The sequence below is a fragment of the uncultured Algoriphagus sp. genome (assembly GCF_963974835.1).
Taxonomy (GTDB): Bacteria; Bacteroidota; Bacteroidia; order Cytophagales; family Cyclobacteriaceae; genus Algoriphagus.
On the sequence record NZ_CAXBET010000007.1, the window covers coordinates 48,023 to 71,555 of the forward strand.

The window sequence follows — 23,533 nt, forward strand, 5'->3', positions numbered from 1 at the left end:
AAATAGGAAAAATTGAGGTTTGGAAAAGGTTGTCTGAAATTAAAAAACTGACATTTTTTTTAGAGGAAATACGATTAGTTATAACGCCGGCTAGTGCCTATCATATTTACCTTCTTTGATAATGGATTCGCATTCAGAAAGTAGTCTGTTTTGGAATTCTGGACTATTGGTCTCAGGGTTAGCTATTTCTTGTCTTCGATGGTGAAAATATTTCCCGGAAACTAATGCTTCCTTTTCTTTGCTTGTAGCAAGCCAGGCCTGTGTTTCATATCCTTTTTGTAAATCATCTGGAGCACCTGATCCTCCCATTCTTGTTGGTACCCATCCGGGATCGACGGAATTAATATACAGATCAGGATATTGTTTAGCAAAAGCATTTGCTAAAGTAGTAATAAATAGCTTTGAGTCGGAATAGCTTGTTTTTTGGATATAAAATTCATTTTTGAATACTTTTCCACCCCTGTGCATACCTGAACTTAGATAGATTAGCCGATTTGGTTTTTCCACCCGAGTGGTTAAAAGATAGGGTGCTAAAACGTTGACCTTGAATATAACTTCTGGGACTACTGAGAGCACTCCTGCATTGTGGATGATTGCATCATATTTACCTTGGTAATTCAATTGCTCTGACAATTTTAAAACTTGTCTAATATCTGAAAGATCGGCGATGAATGTAGTTGCCTTTACACCCAGCTTTAGTTGAAGGTCTGCTGCTCTTTCTCTATTTCGGGCATGCATATGAACCTCGTTTCCTTCACTTAATAAGCGTTGAGCAGCTAAAAATCCAATCCCTTCGGTGGAGCCTGTGATAAATATTTTTGCCATGTGATTTGGATTATCTTGATACAAGCTAAATAAATAATAATCTTTAAGCTCAAGAAATGTTTTTTTATATTGGGTAGGGTTGAGATTTGTGTGCTTTTTGAAAAAATTATTGAAATAAGTCACTCCCCAAAAATCTAGGGAGAAGGCAATCCCTGAAACATTCCTGTTACTTTGTTGCAACAACACCTAGGCTTCCTTGTGGTAAAACTTTTTGTAGCGCCGCACAATAAAACTGTCTTTCTGGTTTAAAGTCCTGTAATTCGGGTTGGTTGAATTAGGTTACATTATCAGAGATTTGTGAAATATTAAATTGATTTAAACACAATGAAAGCTTTCTCACTTCTGATATTTATACTTATGGTCCAGCACGTAGCGGCTTACTCACAAGATAGGGTAGCTCAAAAACCAGAGAAGGTGTCAAATTTTGACTCCACCTTTAAAAGCCCTCATCCAGCTGAAAAACATTTGATCCGGATTTCAGAGATTGAAATTTTTCCTGAATTCCTTGACGAATATATTTCTATCTTAAAAGAAGAATCCAATGCATCAGTAAATAATGAGCCTGGAGTAATTTCAATTTTTCCAATGGTCCAAAAAGAAAACCCTACTCAAATCAGGATTCTGGAATTTTATCAAGATCAAGAAGCCTATCAATCTCATATTGCTTCCGAGCATTTTCAGTATTATAAAAAAAGCACTTTACATATGGTGAAAGAGCTGAAGCTTGTCGATATGAATGTGTTAGACCCATCGGCGATGTCTCTTATTTTTCAAAAATTGAAATAGTAATTGATGGAAAAGCAAGAAAATGTCAGGTTAAGAACGGTAAGCCAATTCAATGAGGAAAGAGGTCAAAAAACATTGCATCCTCTAATTACGGTATTGGATCAATCCAAATCTTCTTTGCTTAAACCAACTCAATGGCTCACTGAATTATACATTGTTTTTTACAAGGACAAAAAGTGTAGTGAAGTCAAATATGGAAGGCAGCACTACGATTATCAGGATGGAACCATGATGTTCATTTCCCCAGGTCAGATAATGGGGATTGAGGAGGATGGATTGTATCAACCCAATGGATGGGCATTGGCTTTTCACCCTGATTTTCTATTAGGTACTTCACTTAGCAAACAGATTTCTGGATATGGCTTCTTTTCATATCAGGTAAATGAAGCACTTCATCTTTCGGAGATGGAAAGTGAAGTTATTTTGACCTGCTTTCGAAATATTTTAAATGAGTTATACCATAACATTGACACTCATAGTAAGAGGCTTGTTGCTACTAATTTAGAATTGCTTTTGAATTATTCCAGCAGGTTTTATGACAGACAGTTTATAACAAGAGAGCATGTTTCAATTGGGGTTCTTGAAAAATTCGAAAAAAGTCTTTTTGATTATTATCACTCTGATTCGGTTGAAAAAGACGGATTGCCTAGCGTCGGATTTTTTGCCAATGAATTACATTTATCACCGAATTATTTTGGGGATTTAATTAAAAAACAAACAGGTAAATCCGCTCGTGAATTCATTCAGGATCGAATCATTGAGATTTCAAAAGATTTGCTTCTGGATAACTCAAATTCAGTAAGTTATGTTGCCTATCAAATCGGGTTCAAACACCCTCAACACTTTTCAAGATTGTTTAAAAAGTATACTGGTAAAACTCCACTGGAATTTCAGGAATTGAATTAGCAAATGTTTTCTATTAGGGTTGAATTAATCAAGTTTTAAAAAAGGATAAATCGCATGCCAAACTGCATCAAAATTCTCCAAAAACACCACATGGCCTGTGTTAGGATAATACCCAATTGGCTATCGGGAGTCATGAGATATGCGTTGACGATGATGTTTAGTGGGGCGTTACCGTCTTTTTCCCCAGCCATAATTAGTACAGAGCATTGGATTTAAGAGAAAAGCTCCTTACTAAAATGAGGCTCCATGCCGCCATTCGATCTCCTTTCTCCTTTAATCTATTGGATTCTGGCATTATTGATAGTTACTGATCTCGAAATTCAGGATCCAAGTCAAATAGCTTCAGTAAGTTCATAGAGATCTTTCTCAACTCCAGTGTTCCCTCTCCAGCTCCGATGGCTATCAGTTTTTCGATTCGTTGAGGATAAGTAAAAGCGAAACTATATCCTATAAGCTCCGTCACTGAATCCCAAAATCGTTACTTTTTCAAGATTTTCGGCTTTAAATACCGCCAGCACATCGTTTGCTTTCTTAAATATTGTTGTGGTGCCGGTTCCTAATTCAGATCTGCCTTGTCCTCCCTGGTTGGCATCAGCGAAGAGAATACATAGCTCTTCTTCATACCAGAATGGACCAAATATCTTTTTGGGAATAGGTTTGCTTTTCGCTTCATCGATCCATTCGCCGGCGGATTTAATTTGATGTCAGTTTTGAAAGTTAACCAATCTGTTTGTGATCAATAACTATCCCTATTAAAAGCATTAAATAGATAACTCTTTAAGTTTGGAGCTTAGGGTGGTAAGTCCAGCTTTTTCCAAGCTATCGGCAATAATAATATTCAGTTCTTCTTCTGATTCTTTTGAAATACGAAAAGGGTTTTTTCCGGATTCAGATTTTTGTTCCATCCCAAGGGTGATTACTTCGGTCAGCAACAACACTGTTTTGCGTGGGATTTTTAGATCGATCTTTACCGTGTCATGCATTCCGGGTACGGCAAGCAGTGTATCGTAGATAGTTTCAAGTGATGGGATTGTCATGGCATCCTTGGTTTTAGTTAGAAATTTTTATTTCTTAAATCTATTGTATATCAATGATATGAACCTATTTAGAGAATGATTAGAATAGTAAAATATTTAAAGACACTTATATAGTAATATGCAAATAGTAAATTACTTTCAATTTCAATGTTTACTTTCATCGGATGAGACTCAGGTTAATTGAAACAGGAAGTCAGACAACAGGTTATACTAAGGAATAGTTATGTATATCTGAAATGACTACAATGGCAAAATGAGTCCTTATTGACAGTTAATGAAAATTGCTTTACTGAGGGTTTTTACTTATTATAAATTATGTCATACACGGATTTGACTACGAGTAGTATCCCTTTCATGAATCGGTTTAAATAGGGGGTTCCTTCATTGAATTTGTTAAAGAACTGGAGTCAGGCATTACTGGCTTGTAAAAAAGTTTTTCTTTCCAGTGTGCTTCCTGTGGATTCAAAGCAAGTATCATAAGCGTAATAGTCATGCAGAGCAGTAATCTACTGATAAGAACTTAGATGATAGCCATAACTTTCATTACCGCAATTAAGAAACGGTTCAGTGTTGCAGAACTCCAGCGACATTCGGTAATGAAACGCTATGAAGCGGTTTAGGCTATATAAGTGTGGGGAATTCCACAATTACTAACATCCGAAGCAATGGAATTCTAGAGGAGGAAAAACATGCTGTATTCAGCCTAAAAGTGTTGTCTGAGAGGTGAGAAAGGATCAGTCTAAATCTGTATCTCAGATAATAATATTCTGATCTACATAGAGAGAGGGGAGTTTATTTTATTAAATATTTGTGGCCGATACCATTCAGGCTTTCATGAAAAAATCCCGCAGATTAAGCCTGTTGAGCTCTTTCTACGAGATTTTGTGGTGATGCATTTAGCTTTGGCTAAAGGCTCCTTTTAAAAGGTTTTGAATTAAAATACACCTATAAAGTGACTTCCGTTAACGTTCTCCAGTTGGGCACCTTTGGTTACTTCACCTGTTTCGGTGTTTACTATGTAGATGTTTCCGTTTTTCCCTACAGGGGCTTGAGTAAGGTAAATATCCGTTCCATCCACAACAAAACCTTGGTATTGGAATAAGTAAAAGTCAGCTTCGTAAGGGATGTTATCAAGTCTTACAGCTGTCTTGGCATTTAGGTCAGCCAAAGCAAAGAATCCCTGTGCTCCTGCCACTCCTTCTTCAGACCCGTCATGACGATAAGCAATTACTGCTTTTCCGTTTGCTGCTGGTCTCCAGGCAAGTATATAAGCTCCTTCTACGCCTAAAGCATCGTCTAGATTAAACACATAGGAATCGTCGTATTGGTTATTTGACCCGATTCTCAGGATATGCGAACCGTTAGGGTCTTCCTGATTAGCTTGATAAACACTGCCATTGTATTCAAAAGCGTTGATGCTACGGTAACCATTGGTGTTTCCCAATCCTACTCCAGATGTAATTACTGTTGGATTCAACAAAGATGGATAATCCAATACAATTGTCTTAGCCCCTAAAATTTCGCCTCCATTGTCAGATTCACCAGTGGCTGGATCTACTTTGCTCAGACGTGCACCGATGTATAACTTATCTCCAGCTTTATTTAAAGTAGGCATGTCGATTCTGGAGATATAATAGCCATTTGCTTCTTCCTCTTCACTCAAGGCCAGGGAGCTTTCCTGGAATTCTATGATAGAAGAATTTACCAGGTTTAACGTTACAACTCCCATGGTGGCCTCATGACGCAAGTAAGTGTCATCAGTAGCATCATTAGGTGTATCATTGTCATCAAATTGAGCTTCTGTATTTACGTATACTGCAGCTCCAGTTTGGTCTCCATCAAAAAGTTTTATCCATCTAGGGGCAGAGCCTACATAAGGTGCAATGCTTACCCCAGTACCATTTTGAGTAAAAGTCTGTCCACCACCAACAGTGTATTTGGTATATTGGCCACCCGTATCCCCGGCATAGCTAATGTTAAATATGGTGCTTCCGTCTTCTGAAGACTGTAATCTAGCTGTTCTGTTGGAAGGTACAATAAATCCATTGTCAAAAGGAGCTATGGATACGGTAGGGTCTTTGGCTTCCTCACTGCTTAGCGAGTAAATTAATGTCCCCCCGTTTCCATCGCCCGGATTATCTCCCATTCTTGCTGCTGCCACGGTGATCCATCTACTTTCAGCTGGATCCGGACCCGGATTGGGGTTAGGGGTTGGATCTTCAGAACAAGCAACCAAGAGTCCGCCTGCCAGTAGCATGGTAGTCAGTTTTTGGAAATTTTTAAAAGTGTGTTTCATTAGGTAGAAGGTTTTAATTGGTTAATAATTATTGATTCTATAGTTTAATTTCAGGTAGAATGCCCTTCCCGGTTTTTGCACGGAGAGATTATCATAGACAGGCTTGTCAAATATGTTTTTGACGTCAAAACTCATCACCAATTTGTCGCTTGGAAAGACATAACTAAGTCCTAAATCCTGCGCCAACTGCTGTGGGACTTTAAAAAACTCATCGCCTACAGTATTTGATCCCTGGGGTACCAGGTAGGAAAATTCATCTGTGAAGTACATGGTGTAAAAGAGATTCAAGCGGGATTCCTTTTGGATCAAATCCTTAAATGAATAGCGTAAGCTTCCATTCATAGTGAAAAATGGGGTGTTTGGCACGTCTATCTCCACGCCTCTGTTTACAATTTTCAGATCAAATCGGGAAACATTTAAGTTCAATCCAAAATTGTCGTTGAACGTATAGTCCAATTGCGCATCAAATCCTTTGGAAGTCCCATTCCCCTGATTTTCATAGAGTATGGTTTCATCATTTACATTTAAGGATGTTTCAATCGGCAACCCAATTCTGTCTTTGATGTTACGGGTGAACAGATTGGAAGATACCGTAAAATCGTGCTCGTTTATATTGAAGGATCCTAATCTGAATCCTAGGTTAAAATTATTGCTAAGCTCCGGTCTGATGCTAGGATTGGCCACCACATTATCCCCATCGTTACCGAATACTTCACTTTCATTGGGTAATCTGACAGCTTTTTCTGCGGAAGTCAGCAAGGTGATATTTGGAAGAACAGCATAGGAAACAGTAAATCCGTAGCCTTCATCAATTTTGTTGGCACTGGTAATATCGTCTACTATTTCATTGGTTTCCTGATCAATCTCAGGGTCAATGTTTACGGTTTTTTGCTGGTAGTATTTTCCAAAAACATTCGCCTTCAGTTTTTCATCCAGCGCATTGAGCTCATAGGTAAGAGAGAGAATGCTTTTTTCTAAATCCCGCGTTCCCCTGAATGTATTTTCCAAAACCGATCTCAACTGATCGCTATCCACCCGATCTATGCCGCTAAACACATGATTAAGCATGATTCTGTGATTCTTGCCAATGCCATAGGAAACCCCTGTTCTAATCGAGGATACATTCCTGTTGATTCTGGCCAGTGTAGGCCCGCCTTCCTGCTGGGAATTCCATGAATATTTATATTCATTTCCTCTAAAGTCAATGGCTCTTTCTCCGTTCCAGCTGTATGCCCAGGCAAGCGTGTCGCTTACCATACGGTTTCGCTTGCCATACAAGCCATTGATAGTGACATCCAGTCCTTTCGTAAAAAGGTTTTTCTTTTGGTATGTTAGATTCATCAAAGCGGCGTCCGATTCCATAAATCTATCCTGGTAGGGCATAATGGTCATAAAAGCCCCGTGCTGGATTTCTTTATAATCACTGGATCCTGTGAAACCAATCAAAAATTGATCTGCCCATTTTACATCCGTATAGCCAATCTGGAACATTCCCCCTGAAGACCTGTAGGCATCATTGAATCTTCTGGCTGTGATCGGAGTTTGCACACCTCCTAATCCTGTCACCACTACACTTCTGCCTGAAACCTTGTAATCATTATCAGAATAATTATAGAAAACAGATCCCTTAACCGTAAAGCCTGATTTTTTAAACCGATGCAAGCCGTTTAAACTAGCCTGTAGGGTATTGAAGGAACCATAAGAAAGGGAGGTATTGAAATTTGATTGAACAGAATTTTGAAGCACAATGTTGATAGCTCCACCTAAAGCATCATCTGCCAAATGTCCGGGAACCACCCCTTTATACACTTCAATTTCCTTAATCATTGAAGGCGGTATACTATTCAGGTTAAATGAGTTGCCATAGGCAGAGATTGGTATTCCATCGATAAAAATACGCACTGCGTTACCTGACAAACCGTTTAAACTATAATTGACCTCAGAACCTAAACCTCCATTTTGACGGATTTTAACGCCCACGGTAGTATTTAACAATTCGTTTGTCTGAATATTTCGCAGGCTGGCTTCTTTTGTATCTACTATATTGACAGCGAATCCGGATTTTTCAACTTGGGTTTTGTAGGATTCTCCGACGACCTGCACCTCGTCCAGATTGGTATGGCCGGCTCTTTTCACGATTGTGGGTACCGTTTTGGAAGCAGTATTAATTTCAATCTCAAATTCATTCAGCTCGGCTTCAAGACTGGAAACCTGCACGATATACTTTCCATATGGAAGATTCTCAATGGTATAGTTTCCCGACTCATCAGACAAGCCCTGCTTTTTCAACGATTGAATAAATATTGAGGCATAAGCTACTGGTGCTCCATTTTCGAAAGTCAAAGTTCCTGAAAGATTTCCCGTCTGGGAGAAAACAGATGCTGAGATCAAAAAGCCGGAAAGAAAAATTACAGCGGTTAAAGCTAGTTTCATGTGTTGCCTATGGGTTAACAGGCACAAAAATAGAATTTAATTATAATTAATCTAAATAAGAATTGAGAAAATCTCCTGTTAGTTTAAATTTTGGAATTAGGATTGTTATAATCGGTTGATTTTTAAAAGTTTAGGTTTTTGAACATTTGAAAAATCAAAATAAAAACTATTGTGGAAGTAGAGAGGGTGCCGGGGAGGCAAAGCATTGATGAAAAGACTTCTGTTCGTAGCAAGCCTATTTCAGAAAATGATTTTAAGATAATGCTTGTCGATCGCAAGCTGGAAGAAATATTATATAAAGAAAGTAAAAACCATGAAAGCGAGCTTTTAAAAGTATACCCCACAGAAGCATGATCATTCCATTGGGGAGGTTCCATATGAACTTAAAAAACAACTGGTATCATATGAAATTTTACAGCGCTATTACGATCAACAACATTGACAAGCACAAGGTAATTGGTAAGCCAATCTACCAGATCGAAGACGATACAGTATGGCATGCAGGAAGAAACCGAGTAAGCGGGCCATCCCGTTTTTAGAAGGTGAAACAATTCGACAGCGTGAAACCTGAGCTTTGGAAAGTACGTGAACCTGAAGGGAAAAAGGTTGTCCAATGAGCTCAGCTAGATTGGAAATTCTCATTCTCTCTTGTACCAGAAGGTGTATGGTAGCTTTCAGAAATTGTAAATAAGGATTAAGTTGAATTTATGAATACATACATACAACAGCACCCTCTCTCTTTTTGCTTTTTCGTAATGCCCTGAAAATGCGCTGGCTTTCACTTTTCAGTTTTTATCAATTTTAATTGATTTTATTGCCGTTTTGAGTTCTTAAGATCATTCCTGAGTTTTTCGCAGGGATACACTTTCTCAATAGATTTCTAAAGTATATTAGAATATTATAAGCTAACTTGAGTGTAAATAATATTCTCATATGACTGAGGTAAACTGCCTATTGATTGATGATGATCCAGATGACAGGGAATTCTTTAAAATTGCCCTTTTCAAAGTGCCTTTTTATGTTAATTTATATTCTGCTCCAGATGGACTTTGCGGACTGGATATATTGAATAGAGCGAGGAATAAGCCACAGTACATTTTTTTAGATTTGAATATGCCATTACTCTCTGGTAAAGAACTCCTTTCCAAAATTAGGCAGCTCAAAGACTACAATGCTATACCTATTATTATTTTATCTACTTCATCTTTTCACACAGACATCGAAGAATGTCAAAAACTAGGAGCATCACATTTTTTAACCAAGGTATTTAACATTCAGTTACTTACTGATATAATTACAAAATTGGTTTCAGGAGCAGAAATGCCTTATGTTTTAAATTTTCAGAAATGAAGGACCATTCCAAATACCGTAACTCAAAGGATGAAATTCGGTTTCAAAGGATGATCGAAGAGGTAGAGGACTACGCAATTATATTACTCGATACGGAAGGAAATATCCGTAATTGGAATAGGGGGGCCGAAAAAATCAAAGGCTTCAAAGAAGATGAAATTATCGGAAGAAACTTCAGTATATTCTATCCTGCGCAGGACAGAGAAGACGGCCTCCCATTTAAGCTGATAGCCGAGGCCAAGGACAATGGAAGGGCTTCGCATGAGGGATGGAGATTAAGAAGAGACGGCAGCACCTTTTGGGCATACGTAGTGATCACTGCACTGCACGATGAGTTGGGAGAAATAATAGGCTTTACCAAAGTTACCCGTGACCTTACTGAGAGAAGGTTAGCAGAAGAGCAAAAAGAGCGGGATGCTAGGAACATTGAGTTCAAAAATAAACAACTGGAAGAATTTGCGTATGTGACCTCCCATGATTTACAGGAACCGATCCGTAAGATACGCTCATTTCTAGATTTGGCAAGACAGGATCTGAATGATAAGGAGAGCCTTGAGTTTTACATGGAAAAAATTGATAGAAGTGCTGATAAAATGATCCAGCTGATAAAGGATATATTGACATTTTCAAAGCTTTCCCATGAACAGCAACCAGAATATTCCATAGTTGATCTCAACCAGATAATTCTTGATGTACTATCTGAATATGAGATACAGATAGTGGAAAAAGCTGTGGAGTTTCAGGTTGATAAGCTGCCGATAATTATGGGGATACCTTTTCAGATCCATCAAGTTTTTAGTAATCTGATCAGTAATTCAATTAAATTCAATCAAACTGTTCCAAAAATTAAAATTGCTTATAAGGATGAGTGGACTTCATCATCCGGTCAGTATAGAAATGGCTTCTTAATTACCGTTTCAGACAACGGAATAGGATTTGATCAAAAATATGCAGACAGGGCTTTCGAACCTTTTAAGCGGCTGAATGTTGGATTCAGCGGAACCGGTATTGGACTCGCTCTCTGCAAGAAAATCATGGAAAACCACAAGGGTACCATTACCGTCAATAGCGAAAAGGGAAAAGGCACGACGTTTACTTTGTATTTTTCGAATTTTGAAGAATTAAATACGACTTTGTAATTTTAGGTAATCCTACAACTGCTCACCTGATTGTATTGAAAAAACAAGATCTAAGTCTTTTGAATGTTATTGTTTTAAGATCATTAATTTAACATCCAATGCTTTTTCTAGACAATCCAAAAGAAAATTGTTAAAGATTAAATTACTTAATTTTTAGTTAAACTTAGAAATTTGCAAGGTGTAATCAGATTTTCTGAGTTACAGTTTTTACGGGGTGTGTAATTACGCTTTTCGAGAAACTTATCTCACTTACATGATTACCTCTATCACAATGGGCTATGAAAATCGTGTCGGGTTGCAGACTGTCAGTTTTTAAGTAACGTTACATCTAAGGATGGCTGGGCTGACGCCTTGTAGATTGGAAGAAGTTTTGCAGTTGTTGAATTCATACCTACCTGCCAGATGTACTTGTTGGGCGATGGAGTTTTAACTTCCATTTTTTTTCATCCTGCTGAGGTGCCTAGATAAGTTCCATATAATTAGCGGCAATATTAATTACTCTATCTATTTAGAAATTGATCAGGATAGGTTACTCTGGAACCTACTTTATATACTTGTATCACCCGATGGGAAGAATTGTAATGCCGAAGATGATTTCCTCAATTTATCAGAATCATTCTAAAAGCTAACATGATTTCCTATGTCCTGTGAAATCGGCAAGATGTACGGTTGTATCACAACCGGATCTTGAAACCCCTTACTCCGAAGTCGTGGGGTTTGAAATTGTAAAGATGTTGAACAGTGAAAATGAACTGCGAAGATGGAAGAGAGCAAGAGAAACAAATGGCTGCATATCCGATTGACAGACCGAGAATTGCTGAAGCTAAAGGCAAATTGTGATGAGACGGTGCATGATAATCTGAGTGAATATTCCAGAAGAATATTGCTCAAAAAGGTGGTGATCGGAAGGTATCGAGATACGGGTATCCAGGAACTTTTAAAGGAGTTGACAACACTGAAGCGGGATCTCCATGGCCTGGCGACCAATTACAACCAGTTAACTAAAAAGATGAATACGGCTACTGATGATGAAATTACTTCCAACCGTTTCCAGGTCGAGAAATTGGAGCAAAGTATCCAAGAAACACTGAGGCAAGTGAACCGATTTGTTGATCAAACAGTGGAGAAATGGTTGCAATCATAAAGACCAGCAAGTCTTTGAGACGACCGTTTCACTACAATGAAAATAAGGTGAATGTAGGAGTGGCTGAACTACTTTTAGCCCAGAATTATCCGATGAAAAATGCGGAACAGAGGGCTGATTTGCGGCTGAAATATTTACTGAAACTTGCTGGATTGAATTCCAGAACGTCGGTAAATGCAGTCCATATTTCTTTGAATTTTGCTCCCGGAGAAGACTTTGAAAAAGAGAAATTACAAGAGATTACCAAGGAATATATGCGTGGGATCGGCTTTGAAAACCAGCCTTACCTGGTGTATAAACATTCTGATGCAGGGCACCCGCACCTGCATATTGTGACGACGAATATTGAGCTTGACGGAAGGCGGATTCCCTTGCATAATATCGGCAAACTCAAATCTGAACTGATCCGAAAAGCTATCGAAGAACAGTTTGAGCTGGTACCAGCCGAGTCCCAGAAACAGGGACTTTTTATCACCAAACCAATTGCCATTTCCAGACTGGACTATGGTAAATCAGAGACCAAACGGGCAATAGGAAATGTGCTGCAGCATGTGCTCAAAAACTACAAATTCACTTCTCTCCCTGAGCTGAATGCAGTATTGAACCAATACCGGATAGTTGCCGATAGGGGAAGAGAAGAGTCACGGATTTTCAAAAACAGTGGGTTGGTTTACCGGGTGTTGGATGATCAGGGAGACAAGGTCGGGGTGCCTATCAAAGCGAGTAGTTTTTATTTTAAAGCGACGCTGAAATCCATAGAATCCAAATTCGAGTCCAATGAAATGGAGCGTAAAAAACATCTTAAATCCACCCGCTCAGCCATTGATTTAACGCTAATGAAGATGTCTGAAAAGAGTCTTGATGAGGTGATAAGAAGTCTGGAAAAGCAGGGTATAGCCACCATAAAAAGAGAGAACAAAGAGGGAAGACTGTATGGGGTCACCTTTGTAGATCACAGGACCAAATGTGTGTTTAATGGGAGTGCATTAGGTAAAAATTACAGCGCAAAAGGTTTGATGGATAGGATAGGTACTCAATCACAAATGTGTGGGCTTAGACCGGAATCACTGACAAACATGCGCAGTCAATTGGAGGATAAGCAAGTGGGCCAGACATCAATTACGACAAAGGAGATCGGACAAGCACGGCAAGATTTAAACGCTTCAAAAGGTCTGTTGGAATCAGTGGTGTCACCGGATGAAACCTATAGCTATCTGCCTTTCGAGTGGCGGAAAAAGAAGCGGAAGAGGAAGAAAAAAGTAACAAAGTAAGTACTTAAACCAAGGAAAGATGGGGATGCAGACAGGCGAAAACGAACAGGGATTGCGTAAGATTTTGGATATGACCAGACTGATGGGGATCGGGGTTTTGGGGCTGCATTTTTATTTTTTCTGCTATGCTACTTTTAAAGATTGGGGACTGGCATCGGATCTGACAGATGGAGTTTTAGACAATATTTATAATACAGGTCTGTTTAAGAATTTTTATACTTCCAAGCTTATTTCGATTGCCTTGCTTGCTATCTCTCTTTTGGGAATCAAGGGTAGGAAGAATGAAAAGATGAACGCAAAGACAGCTTTCGTTTATGGCTTTCTGGGTATGGGATTTTACTTCGGGAGTTACATGGTAATGCACTGGAAAGCTTCAATCGAATTGATTTCAATTGCCTATATAATAGTTACCTCCCTAGGTTATTTGCTAATACTTTCGGGTGGAACAAAGCTCTCGAGAATTATTCATGACCAGCTTAGTAGCGACGTATTCAACTCAGAAAATGAGACTTTTCCTCAGGAAGAACGGTTGATTGAGAATGAGTTTTCGGTAAATCTACCAGCGAAATATAAGCTAAAAGGAAGGATCAGAAACAGCTGGATCAATATCATCAACCCCTTTCGTGGCCTGATGGTATTGGGAACACCGGGATCGGGAAAGAGCTATTTTGTCATTCGTCACGTGATTACCCAGCATATCAAAAAAGGGTTTTCCATGTTTGTGTATGATTTCAAATTCGATGATCTATCGGCTATTGTTTACAATACCTGGCTTAAAAATAAGGCTAGTTATAATGTAGTTCCAGCTTTCTATGTGATCAACTTTGATGACCTCACCCGGAGTCACCGTTGCAACCCGCTTACACCGGAAACTATGCTGGATATTACCGATGCAGCAGAATCAGCACGGACTATTTTAATGGGATTGAATAGAGAATGGATCAAAAAGCAGGGAGACTTTTTTGTGGAATCACCGATCAATTTCCTGACAGCCATCATCTGGTTTCTCCGGAAATACAATGATGGTGAGTTCTGTACCTTGCCCCATGTCATCGAGTTGATGCAGGCTGATTACGATGAGTTGTTTACAGTTTTGAGGACCGAAAAAGATATTGATGTGCTGATCAATCCCTTTGTGAATGCCTACCTGAATGATGTGATGGAACAGCTGGAAGGACAGATCGCTTCAGCCAAAATATCCATGGCAAGGCTGTCCTCTGCACAGTTATACTACGTTCTTTCCGGCAATGATTTTACGCTGGATATCAATAATCCCGAGCAACCAAAACTGGTCTGCATGGGAAACAATCCTCAGAAAATCCAGATCTATGGAGCGGTACTTTCATTGTATGTTAATCGTTTGGTGAAGCTGGTAAACCAGAAAGGTAAGCTGAAAAGTAGTCTGATTTTCGATGAGTTTCCGACGATCTATTTGAATGGCATGGATAGTCTGATTGCCACAGCTCGGAGTAATAAAGTTGCTACTACTTTGGGAGTTCAGGATCTCAGCCAACTTAGAAAAGACTATGGGAGAGAGCTTGCTGATGTAATCATGGGCATCGTTGGGAACATTGTTTCAGGACAGGTAAATGGGGATTCAGCCAAGCAATTATCGGATCGGATAGGGAAGATTATGCAGGACAGACAAAGCCTTTCAATTAACAGTTCAGACACCTCGATAAGCAAATCAAAACAGCTGGAATCAGCCGTTCCTCCATCTACTATTTCCTCCCTTTCCTCCGGTGAATTTGTCGGTATGGTAGCTGATAATCCAGACTGTAAGCAGAGTCTAAAAGCTTTTCATTCAGAGATAATCAACGACCATAACGCCCTCAAAAAAGAGCAGGAAAACTATGTTTCCATACCTGAAATTCGCAAGTTAAATCATGCTATTGTTCAGCGAAACTACCTACAGATCAAGCAGGATGTGCAGGATATTATTCTTGCTGAAATGGATCGGCTAATCAATGATCCGGCGCAGAGGCATTTGGTGATTAGGAAGGGGTAGATGCTTGAAAAGTATAAATCGATAATAAATGGAATTAGCCTCACAGGGATACATCTTCGTTTTCAATTAAACATAATCAGATTAGCAGTATGCTAAAATATACTCATAAAGCGGCTTAATATTTAGTATTTATCTAGCTATCTGCTTATAGAATCTGCAGTAGATGAGGCAAGTCTAAAACTTAGATGCGTTCTTTGATTCCGTTCAAAAATGATTGTAATATAGAAAGGGTATAATCAATAGATTGATCTAATTTTGCAGCCCAATCTTTTGCAATAGCTGATTGATATTCGTCTTTTATATTTTGTTCAATTACACTAAGAATTCGTTCCTTAAGTTTGTTTGAAATTTTCAGAAATTTGGCTGCCTCTCTTCCCAATACTCTGGAAGCAACAATTCTTTGGCTGATTTCACCATCGTTTCCTAAGAGTTCCAACAGATCTGAGTGGTCATCAATTATTGAATCATTCATTAGCCAGAAAGCTTTCGAAATGATCCTAAGAATGTCATTTAAGTCATTTTCTCTTTCTTCCGGCCGATCTGACCAAGCAACTAATTTTAAAATTATCATACCCGGTAACGTTGGAATATTAACTAGGATGTTTTCTATTTCTACTTGTGTAGGCCTAGACATGACTTCTTTAAAACCAAGGACATGTAAGTCGGTATGCCTTTCGTTAAAATTTTCGGTGTAGTTTTCTTCAATTTCTCCAAATGGGAGAACATCTACGACAACATCATACTCAGGGTGTCTGAAGGTCCATGGAGCGGCTACTTTTACGAATCCTTTTCCTTCAAGCGCTCTGGTAAATGTTTCGTACTCAGCTATTGAGCTTATCATTATGGCGAAATCAATGTCCTTTGTCCCTCTTGAAGGCTTTATTCCATCTTTTAAAAGTTCTAAAGAAATAGCAGTGGCTCCAAGTAGGTAATATGGAATTCCTCTTGACTTGAATGTCTCATCAAGCAAATCAAACACTTCCTTGAAATGGGGAAGCCCCAATTCTTTATAGCTCTGTGAGATATTTTTCATAAATAAGTTTGGCAGTTTCAAGGCTTCTTTTGTCTCCATTGATGATCAGGTCGGCATAAACTAGAAGTGGGGGTACACACCCTTCTTTTTCGTTCCCTTTTTCCCAGAAGGTTTCATAAACTGCTATTTCTCCATTTGGATCTGGCATCAGGCGCGTTGCCTTAATAAATTCTGTTTTTTTGAGGTCAGTGAATAATGTGAATTTTTCCGGCCTTAGGTAATTAGTCAGAAGGTCTGCGCCAGGTTCACCACCCCAGCGTGTTTTTGGTGTTGGGAGATGGATTTGGGTCCAGAGTTTGTCTTTTGGAAGCCTATACCTGCCTTGGTAAAGGGCTGCCTTAAGAGTATCTCGGTATCCAGTAATCCAATGGTCCACAGCTTCATCTTTATTAGCCCATTCATATCCTAAGTCATTTTTTTTAAGTAAAAGCCCTATAGTCTTTAGACCTTTTAGAACCAAAGGAATATTTCCTAAAGCTACTACTGCTTGTTCGGCCAAATCTCTTTGGGTCTTAAATAGATTTTCGTTGCTTACCAAAAGTTGGAAAAACACCCTAAGTCCTGTTTTGGTAAATGCTCTATTGGCTTCTTTTTCCGGTTCTTTTAGCAGAGGGTATTGATTAATCAAGATAAAGATTCCTTGTTTTTTTATAAATACATTACCATTGGCTTCTAAATAGTTGATGCCCATTTCCTGGAGCAACTTCTTGTATTTAGGGTACAATCTATAGGCTATCAGTAAGAAATTAGAATTTTCTTCTTCCAAAAGTTTAAGGTTCCTGAGAATGCTTTCCCTTATTTCATATTTCACCTCTGCTTCGAACGTGATTGGGCTTTCAAGCAAGTTTAAGGTTATATAGGCGTCCAACTCTCGATGGTTTAATCCATCCCAGTGTGCTTGTATCGTCAGAGTCCTGTTTAGGTTTTCTAATGCTGTCTCTATAATTTCCCGCTCTTCCATGTTCACAAATATAGCTTGTTCATTTTTCGTGAACAAAATAAAATAATGAACAATATTCTTTTTTATTATTTCATTACAGAATTTTCCTTAATTAATTGTCTCTGGATGATTTCCTTGTTCTAGGATAGTCTTGCCCCATTGATTATAAAGCCATGAGCGAATAATTATTTTTGAGGTTTAGAGGTACTTATGGTCTCAATTTTCTACCTCTTTTGGAATTTACTCGATAACCAAGAGCAGTTATTACGTCCAGGTTATAATGTACTCTATCTCTTTCTACTGCTCTTTTGCCTTCCATTTGAACTGTACGGAAATCCCGAACAGTTAAGTCTTTCTCTAGTTCCTTAGATTCAAAAATATTCTTAATATGTTCACTAATATTTGCTTTACTCGATTTAAAAAGTTCTACTAACTGGCTGTTTGTTAACCAGATAGTATTGTCCTCAAATCTTACCTCAAATTGAGTTTCGCTATTTGGGGATTGGGGAATTTTGATTTTATTTTCCATTGTTATTTTCAGTTTAAAATTCATTTGTGGGTTTAGAGCTCTTCCTTAAAAAAGCGTCACTCTCGATCTATTTTAACTTATCTCGCAGAGCCTGCATATCAAAGCTTATTTTGGTGTCCAAAATCTTTGCATAATGCTGAGTCTGTTTTAACGATTTGTGCCCTAGCATTTTTGAAACGGTTTCAATAGGGACTCCATTGGCCAATGTGATGGTTGTAGCAAATGTGTGCCGGGCAATATGAAAGGTGAGCGGTTTATTGATCTCGCAAACATCCGCGATTTCTTTTAGATAGGAATTCATTTTTTGGTTGCTCAATACTGGCAAAACATGAGTCCCTTCCTTACATTGAGGGTGGTCTCTATACTTTTCAATAAGCTCCAAAGCTTTTGGCAATAAGGGCAAACGGGTAGGAGAGTCCGTTTTTTGTCGATGGGTATAGATCCACTGCTCTCCGTCAATTCCTGTGGATATCTGATTTCTGCTGAGGTTTTTGACATCTATGTAAGCAAGTCCGGTATAGCAGCTAAAGAGAAAAATATCCCTCACGTGATTGAGCCGGTCAGTTGCAAATCTTTTGTTAGTGATAGTTTGGATTTCATGCCAGGTTAAAAAAACGCGGTTAACTTCTTTTTTAACCATCTTGAACTGGATAAATGGGTTTCTTAAGAGCCAGCCATTCTTTATACAGATCAAGACGATTTTTTTAAAGTTGGCCAAGTATTTTACTGTGGTATTGTGACTGCAGTTTTGGATAGACCTTAGCCAAAAGGAATAGCCAGAGATGAAATCGTAATCAAGAGACTTGATATCCATATCCTCCATATTGTATTTCCAGCGAATAAAACTTCGGGTATGATCCAGGGATGTGCGGTAGCGCTGCAGTGTCCCATAGGCAAATTCTTTATCCAATAGGGCCTCTACCCGGTCGTTGTGTTCCTTGAATATTTCAAGAATCATCCTTTTCTTTTCTCCGATTCCAAGTAAGACGTTTTTTAATGCTTCGGAAGTCACCTCCTTATCTGAATCAATTAGCTGTTTTTTTGCCTGAAGTACTTTGTGGTGGAGAGAATCCAGATATGCGTTTAAAGTGCGGTCCTCTTCTTTATTACCGTTTGCCCTTCCAATGGTTGCATTCCAACGTTTTGGGCTCCATAATCTTTTTGTTGACAGGTCTTTCGGTATTCCGTCAACTGTAATTCGCAAGTACACATACTTGTCTCCTTTGGTGTTTTTTTTCGATTGTTTCAAGAAGAAGAGCAATCCGAAGCTTTTTTCTAACATGATTTGATTAGTTAGGTTGAACAAAACTCGGAATACAAGTTCTAAATCACAAGATGCTCATATATTGAACATGTTGTAAATCAGTAATCTATAAAGGTTTCAGTGCGTCTTTTTTTTCGACTAGGCGAACGCCACGAATGACGCACTGGAATTACAGGAAATTATGAAAATTATATGGGTATGACCGCGATTAAATGCAGCAAAGGCAGTTTTTCCGATTAGTCCTATCAGTAGTTTAGTTCCTGCTGAAAATTATATAACCATCTGGAAATTAGTTGGTTATATTTTAATGAGGAAATAAAAAAAGCGAGTTTACAATTTTTTGGATCGTAACTCACTCTTTTTCAGTGGCTTACTGGTAGAGGGTGGGGGATTCGAACCCCCGGTACGCTTTGACACGTACGACAGTTTAGCAAACTGCTGGTTTAAGCCACTCACCCAACCCTCTAGATATTTTTATTTGGCTTAATTTTTTGCTTGACCGAAACATCCGTTTAATGATTCCCGTATTGGTTGGATGTGTTATCCACCAGTCGTTAAGCGATGCAAATATAAGCCAATTGATCACATTTTAACAAATCATTAATAGATAGGATCTGAATGGCTAATTATTTTTATCTAAAATGCTGAAAATCAAATTAAATATTTTGACAACTATCTTCTGAAAATATAAAATTACCCTGTATAGGGTATAAAATTATTAGATATCAACCTTAAGTTTGCCAGCTTTTAAAATTGAATTGTATGAAAATCCAAACCTCTTCCGCTAGTTTTTTGATAGAGAAATGTGAATCTGAAAGTGGATGTATTATTGTTAGCTCTAACTCTAGAGAGGAACTTTACCGATTCTTTGGATCATTAGAGATTACTGAGACTAATGAGTCTTTTTACACTTATACCGTCAGTGTTTGCAAACAAGAATTTGCAAACGCCATGATCTTAATGGTAAAAGAAATCGATTATTCCGAGTTCTCGAGTTTTAGCCTCCAAACAGCTTAGGCAGCTTTCGAGGTAATTTAAAAATCGGGTTTTTAAAAAATCATCTTTGATTAATCCATAATAAACTGCTATCTCCATAGCTTAGGAATCTATAATCACTGGCCAAAGCTTCCCCATAAACTCGTTTCCAGTCCTCACCAAGTATTGTGGCGATAAGCAAAATCAATGTTGAGCCTGGCTGATGGAAATTTGTGATTAAGCCTTGGACAATTTTGAATTTATAACCGGGGAAAATAAAGATCTCTGTAGTTCCCATGATCGTTTGAAGACCATGTTTTTTCATATAATTAACAATAGCTTCGTAGGCTTCTTGAGCAGATGGGACGCTTTCTCTACTCACATAAGGAAACAGCTTTTCTATTTTCAAATCTTCGCCTTTTCCTTCAAGCAGTTTCACTCCGTACCAATACAAGCTTTCCAAGGTTCTGACGGAAGTAGTTCCTACTGCCACTACCTTTCCAAGGTGCGATAGAATTTTTTCTATAGTTTCCCGATTTACATGGATTTGCTCACTATGCATGGGGTGTTCTGTCACTTGGCTAGATTTGATCGGTTGAAACGTGCCGGCACTCACATGAAGTGTCACCTGAGCTTCTTTGATTCCTTTTGCTCTCAATTGTTCAAAAATCTCTGGAGTGAAATGCAGTCCTGCTGTAGGAGCGGCTACGGCCCCCTCTTTTTCAGAATAGACTGTTTGATATCTCGATTTATCCTCTTCAATTGGTTTGCGGTTCAAGTAGGGCGGAAGCGGTACTTCTCCACTAGCTTCTACCACATCTACAAAAGCTACCTCAGCATTATCCCAAGAAAATTCCACTTTTCGGGTCTCTCTATCAATCAATTTTGCATGAAGTATAATTGTATCTCCTTTAAAGGGAATCAGGCCTTTTAATACTTCACCATCCTTCCACTTTTTAGCGTTCCCTATCATGGTCTCCCAGATTACGGGATGCTTGGCAAGCATAATCTCAGGGATCACAGTTGTAGGAGAGGTTGGTTGTAGTAAAAATATTTCTATTCTCGCTCCAGTTTCCCGCTGAAAAATCAATCGGGCAGGAATTACCTTCGTGTCATTATACACCAGAAGTGTTTCAGCTGGAAGTAAATCAGGAATGTTGCTAAAGTTTAAATGAGAAATTTCCCCTTCCTTATACTGCAAAAGTTTAGATGCGTCACGCTTTGCTAAAGGATGTTTGGCGATTTTTTCCTGTGGTAATGTATATTCGTACTCTCGTAAATCAATTGCTGGAATCTGCATAGCGGCTTTAATTTCTGCCTGCAAATATAGCCCAACTCATTCAAGTACTTTCCTGAACTATCCAAAATCCATGTGCGAATCTTCCAAAATCACTTTTAAGTACCTTAAGCGAACATTGATTTTTAAGTTTGACGCTGGTACTTCCAGAGGGGTTTTGAAAACCAAAGAAGTATTTTGGATAAAGGCTTTTGACTCCGATCAACCGGATGTTGTAGGCTGGGGTGAAGCTGCGCCTTTGGTGAAATTGAGTTTGGATCACCGGGAGGATTTTGAGGAGATTCTAGGTAAAACCTTATCAGAGATGTCTAAGGTTTCTTTTAGAGAAGATGAGGCACAGGTTTTAAACCAATTGAAAGAATTGGTTCCTTTTGAATTACCAAGTATTCGATTTGCCTTGGAAACAGCCATTCTTGACTTGAGAAATGGAGGTAAGAAGAAGATTCTAGGCTATGATTTTTTTGAAGGGAAAAAAAATATCCCAATCAATGGATTGATATGGATGGGGGAAAAGGACTTTATGTTGTCCCAGATAAAAGAGAAACTCTCCGATGGATTTGACTGTATCAAAATGAAAATTGGTGCAATTAATTTACAGCAGGAATTGGATCTTCTCTCTTATATCAGGGAGCGCTTTTCAAAAGATCAGATCACTCTTCGGGTAGATGCTAATGGTGCTTTTTTTCCAAATGAGGCACTCAAAAAGCTTCAGAAATTATCCCATTATTATATACACAGCATAGAGCAGCCAATTGCCGCTGGAAATTGGGATGCGATGCAAAAGCTTTGCGCAGCTACTCCCATCCCAATTGCACTCGATGAGGAATTGATTGGTGTGAAAAATAAAGCTGAACTTTTAGATGCTATTCATCCACAGCATATTATTCTAAAACCGACTTTATTGGGGGGGATTTTAGAAACTAAAGAATGGGTACAGTTGGCTGAAGAGAGGAATATAGGCTGGTGGATGACCTCGGCTTTGGAAAGCAATGTTGGATTAAATGCTATAGCTCAGCTTGCAGATAGCTTAGAGTCCACTATTCCACAAGGTTTGGGTACGGGAAAACTGTATGAGAATAATCTAGAGTCTCCTCTGGAAATAGAGCGAGGACAGATTAAATACAATAACCAAATTAATTGGGAGCAACCTTCTTAATCTCCCAGCCTAAAGAGATAAACCGGACTATGTACACTCACTTTCCAATCTGTCTGCGTAAGTTTTCCTGTCTCTAAGTCCCGTTCAAAAACAACAATATCATTGCTTGCCTGATGTGCTGAAAGCAGGTATTTCCCGTCTGCCGTGAGATTGAAATTTCTAGGCATGATACCTCCGGACGAAATCTGCTGAGTAAATTCATATTCACCAGAATCTTTTTTGCTGATAACTGAGATTGTATTTGCATCCCCCCTGTTTGAGACATAAATGTTTTTTTCATCAGGAGAAAGCCGGACTTCTGCAGCTCCTACACTGCTTTCAAAGCCTTCTGATAGTAAGGAAATTCTTTGCTTTGGACTAATTTTCCCACTGTCAAAGCTTAGGATATCCAAGGCTGCGGTCATCTCCTGCACCAGCATTATTTCTTTTCCATCTGCCGCAAAAACTAAATGCCTTGGACCGTCTCCTGGAGTTACTTTATAGGCATTGTTTAAAGTTAGTGGCTCTGTAGAATTTGCATTAAAATCATACACGTATACCTCATCAGTTCCCAGATCGGCCACAAGAAGGTATTTTCCATCCGGACTAAAAACAGTGCTGTGAACATGAGGCGAGCTTTGCCTGCCTTTATTGACACTACTGCCTTCATGCTGTATAGTCTGAAGATGAGTTAAATCCCCATTTTCATTAATTTTATAAGCGCTGAAATTACCTCCGCTGTAGTTAGCAGCTGTCAGAAATTTTTCATCCGGAGATAGTGCCAAGTAGCACGGGTGACCTCCGAAGCTCGGTGCTTCACTTATTTTCGTCAGGTTTGGTTTGTCGTAGTCTCGATCAAAGCTGATAATATTTCCTCCCTGAACATTGTCTATTTCCTCTAAAGTAAAGACCTTGTCTCCTGCAGAATTTGCCAAAACAAATGAAGGTCCATTGATGCCAGGATAGATTGTTCTGATTTCTAATTTATTCTCTGAGGGAGTAAAATCGAGTTGATTGAGTCCCTGAGTGGAATCCTCAGTATAGGTACCTACCAGAAAAGAATACGTCATAGGTGTTTCTATTAGTTCAGTTTTTTTATCTGAAGTACAGGAAAAAAAGATAGCAAGCAGGCCTGCTGATAAAAGTGATCTTAGCATAATCGAAG

Annotated in this window: 22 protein-coding genes, 1 tRNA gene and 1 pseudogene; 12 read left to right on the forward strand and 12 right to left on the reverse strand. The window is 38.7% G+C overall.

Annotated features, from left to right (window positions below; genetic code table 11):
* Positions 1-90: 90 nt before the first annotated feature.
* Positions 91-825 carry an SDR family NAD(P)-dependent oxidoreductase gene (locus tag AACZ73_RS14205; RefSeq protein WP_339878818.1) on the reverse strand — a complete coding sequence of 245 codons (735 nt, stop codon included), beginning with the start codon at positions 823-825 and terminating at the stop codon, positions 91-93.
* A 324-nt stretch (positions 826-1,149) separates the two neighbouring features.
* Between AACZ73_RS14205 and AACZ73_RS14210 the strand changes: the two genes are divergently transcribed.
* Both AACZ73_RS14210 and AACZ73_RS14215 read left to right on the forward strand, forming a co-directional pair.
* The gene (locus tag AACZ73_RS14210; RefSeq protein WP_339878819.1) at positions 1,150-1,611 is read left to right on the forward strand and encodes an antibiotic biosynthesis monooxygenase family protein; all 462 of its coding nucleotides are present in this window, start codon (positions 1,150-1,152) and stop codon (positions 1,609-1,611) included.
* A 6-nt stretch (positions 1,612-1,617) separates the two neighbouring features.
* Positions 1,618-2,517: a helix-turn-helix domain-containing protein gene (locus tag AACZ73_RS14215; RefSeq protein WP_339878820.1), complete on the forward strand. Its 900-nt coding sequence runs from the start codon at positions 1,618-1,620 to the stop codon at positions 2,515-2,517.
* A 304-nt stretch (positions 2,518-2,821) separates the two neighbouring features.
* On the opposite strand, the gene AACZ73_RS14220 is transcribed toward AACZ73_RS14215, so the two are convergent.
* Complete coding sequence (locus tag AACZ73_RS14220; protein ID WP_339878822.1) at positions 2,822-2,980, reverse strand: hypothetical protein; 159 nt, start codon at positions 2,978-2,980, stop codon at positions 2,822-2,824.
* A gap of 298 nt (positions 2,981-3,278) precedes the next feature.
* A complete protein-coding gene (locus AACZ73_RS14225) occupies positions 3,279-3,554 on the reverse strand; it encodes a hypothetical protein (protein ID WP_339878824.1) in 276 nt (91 codons plus the stop codon).
* A 409-nt stretch (positions 3,555-3,963) separates the two neighbouring features.
* Between AACZ73_RS14225 and AACZ73_RS14230 the strand changes: the two are divergent.
* Positions 3,964-4,171, forward strand: a pseudogene (locus tag AACZ73_RS14230) (IS1595 family transposase); the annotation flags it as partial.
* A 317-nt stretch (positions 4,172-4,488) separates the two neighbouring features.
* Here AACZ73_RS14230 and AACZ73_RS14235 read toward each other — a convergent pair.
* Together AACZ73_RS14235 and AACZ73_RS14240 are read right to left on the reverse strand one after the other, a co-directional pair.
* On the reverse strand, positions 4,489-5,850 hold the full coding sequence (locus AACZ73_RS14235; protein WP_339878826.1) for a hypothetical protein: 1,362 nt from the start codon (positions 5,848-5,850) through the stop codon (positions 4,489-4,491).
* A 21-nt stretch (positions 5,851-5,871) separates the two neighbouring features.
* Entirely contained in the window at positions 5,872-8,283 is a 2,412-nt protein-coding gene (locus AACZ73_RS14240; RefSeq protein WP_339878827.1) for a TonB-dependent receptor plug domain-containing protein, read from the reverse strand.
* 171 nt (positions 8,284-8,454) lie between these two features.
* On the opposite strand from AACZ73_RS14240, the gene AACZ73_RS14245 reads away from it, so the two are divergent.
* The 7 genes from AACZ73_RS14245 (at position 8,455) to mobC (ending at position 15,195) form a co-directional block, all read left to right on the forward strand.
* Positions 8,455-8,637: a hypothetical protein gene (locus tag AACZ73_RS14245; RefSeq protein WP_339878829.1), complete on the forward strand. Its 183-nt coding sequence runs from the start codon at positions 8,455-8,457 to the stop codon at positions 8,635-8,637.
* A gap of 50 nt (positions 8,638-8,687) precedes the next feature.
* Positions 8,688-8,822 (forward strand): hypothetical protein, encoded by a 135-nt coding sequence (locus AACZ73_RS14250; protein WP_339878831.1) that lies wholly within the window; start codon positions 8,688-8,690, stop codon positions 8,820-8,822.
* Positions 8,823-9,216: 394 nt separating this feature from the next.
* A complete protein-coding gene (locus tag AACZ73_RS14255) occupies positions 9,217-9,633 on the forward strand; it encodes a response regulator (protein WP_339878833.1) in 417 nt (138 codons plus the stop codon).
* Entirely contained in the window at positions 9,630-10,772 is a 1,143-nt protein-coding gene (locus tag AACZ73_RS14260; RefSeq protein WP_339878835.1) for an ATP-binding protein, read from the forward strand. Before AACZ73_RS14255 ends, AACZ73_RS14260 begins: the two co-directional genes overlap by 4 nt.
* 760 nt (positions 10,773-11,532) lie before the next feature.
* Positions 11,533-11,916 carry a hypothetical protein gene (locus tag AACZ73_RS14265; protein WP_339878837.1) on the forward strand — a complete coding sequence of 128 codons (384 nt, stop codon included), beginning with the start codon at positions 11,533-11,535 and terminating at the stop codon, positions 11,914-11,916.
* On the forward strand, positions 11,901-13,187 hold the full coding sequence (locus AACZ73_RS14270) for a relaxase/mobilization nuclease domain-containing protein (RefSeq protein ID WP_339878839.1): 1,287 nt from the start codon (positions 11,901-11,903) through the stop codon (positions 13,185-13,187). Before AACZ73_RS14265 ends, AACZ73_RS14270 begins: the two co-directional genes overlap by 16 nt.
* A gap of 19 nt (positions 13,188-13,206) precedes the next feature.
* On the forward strand, positions 13,207-15,195 hold the full coding sequence (mobC, locus tag AACZ73_RS14275) for a conjugal transfer protein MobC (RefSeq protein ID WP_339878841.1): 1,989 nt from the start codon (positions 13,207-13,209) through the stop codon (positions 15,193-15,195).
* 181 nt (positions 15,196-15,376) lie between these two features.
* Here mobC and AACZ73_RS14280 read toward each other — a convergent pair whose 3' ends face one another.
* The 5 genes from AACZ73_RS14280 to AACZ73_RS14300 all read right to left on the reverse strand — a co-directional run bounded on the left by AACZ73_RS14280 (position 15,377) and on the right by AACZ73_RS14300 (position 19,427).
* Entirely contained in the window at positions 15,377-16,228 is an 852-nt protein-coding gene (locus AACZ73_RS14280) for a hypothetical protein (RefSeq protein WP_339878843.1), read from the reverse strand.
* A complete protein-coding gene (locus AACZ73_RS14285) occupies positions 16,203-17,189 on the reverse strand; it encodes a type IV toxin-antitoxin system AbiEi family antitoxin (protein WP_339878845.1) in 987 nt (328 codons plus the stop codon). Before AACZ73_RS14285 ends, AACZ73_RS14280 begins: the two co-directional genes overlap by 26 nt.
* A gap of 187 nt (positions 17,190-17,376) precedes the next feature.
* Positions 17,377-17,697 carry a RhuM family protein gene (gene rhuM, locus AACZ73_RS14290; RefSeq protein ID WP_339878846.1) on the reverse strand — a complete coding sequence of 107 codons (321 nt, stop codon included), beginning with the start codon at positions 17,695-17,697 and terminating at the stop codon, positions 17,377-17,379.
* Positions 17,698-17,764: 67 nt separating this feature from the next.
* Complete coding sequence (locus AACZ73_RS14295; RefSeq protein ID WP_339878848.1) at positions 17,765-18,979, reverse strand: site-specific integrase; 1,215 nt, start codon at positions 18,977-18,979, stop codon at positions 17,765-17,767.
* A gap of 356 nt (positions 18,980-19,335) precedes the next feature.
* Positions 19,336-19,427 (reverse strand) — tRNA-Ser (locus tag AACZ73_RS14300).
* A gap of 296 nt (positions 19,428-19,723) precedes the next feature.
* Here AACZ73_RS14300 and AACZ73_RS14305 point away from each other — a divergent pair.
* Entirely contained in the window at positions 19,724-19,978 is a 255-nt protein-coding gene (locus AACZ73_RS14305) for a hypothetical protein (protein WP_339878849.1), read from the forward strand.
* 40 nt (positions 19,979-20,018) lie between these two features.
* On the opposite strand, the gene AACZ73_RS14310 is transcribed toward AACZ73_RS14305, so the two are convergent.
* A complete protein-coding gene (locus tag AACZ73_RS14310) occupies positions 20,019-21,236 on the reverse strand; it encodes an S-adenosylmethionine:tRNA ribosyltransferase-isomerase (protein ID WP_339878851.1) in 1,218 nt (405 codons plus the stop codon).
* Between the two features lie 70 nt (positions 21,237-21,306).
* Here AACZ73_RS14310 and AACZ73_RS14315 point away from each other — a divergent pair, with 70 nt between their 5' ends.
* The gene (locus AACZ73_RS14315; RefSeq protein WP_339878853.1) at positions 21,307-22,389 is read left to right on the forward strand and encodes an o-succinylbenzoate synthase; all 1,083 of its coding nucleotides are present in this window, start codon (positions 21,307-21,309) and stop codon (positions 22,387-22,389) included.
* Here the strand turns inward: AACZ73_RS14315 and AACZ73_RS14320 are convergent.
* Positions 22,386-23,438: a lactonase family protein gene (locus tag AACZ73_RS14320; RefSeq protein ID WP_339878854.1), complete on the reverse strand. Its 1,053-nt coding sequence runs from the start codon at positions 23,436-23,438 to the stop codon at positions 22,386-22,388. The genes AACZ73_RS14315 and AACZ73_RS14320 overlap by 4 nt on opposite strands.
* Positions 23,439-23,533: the final 95 nt, after the last annotated feature.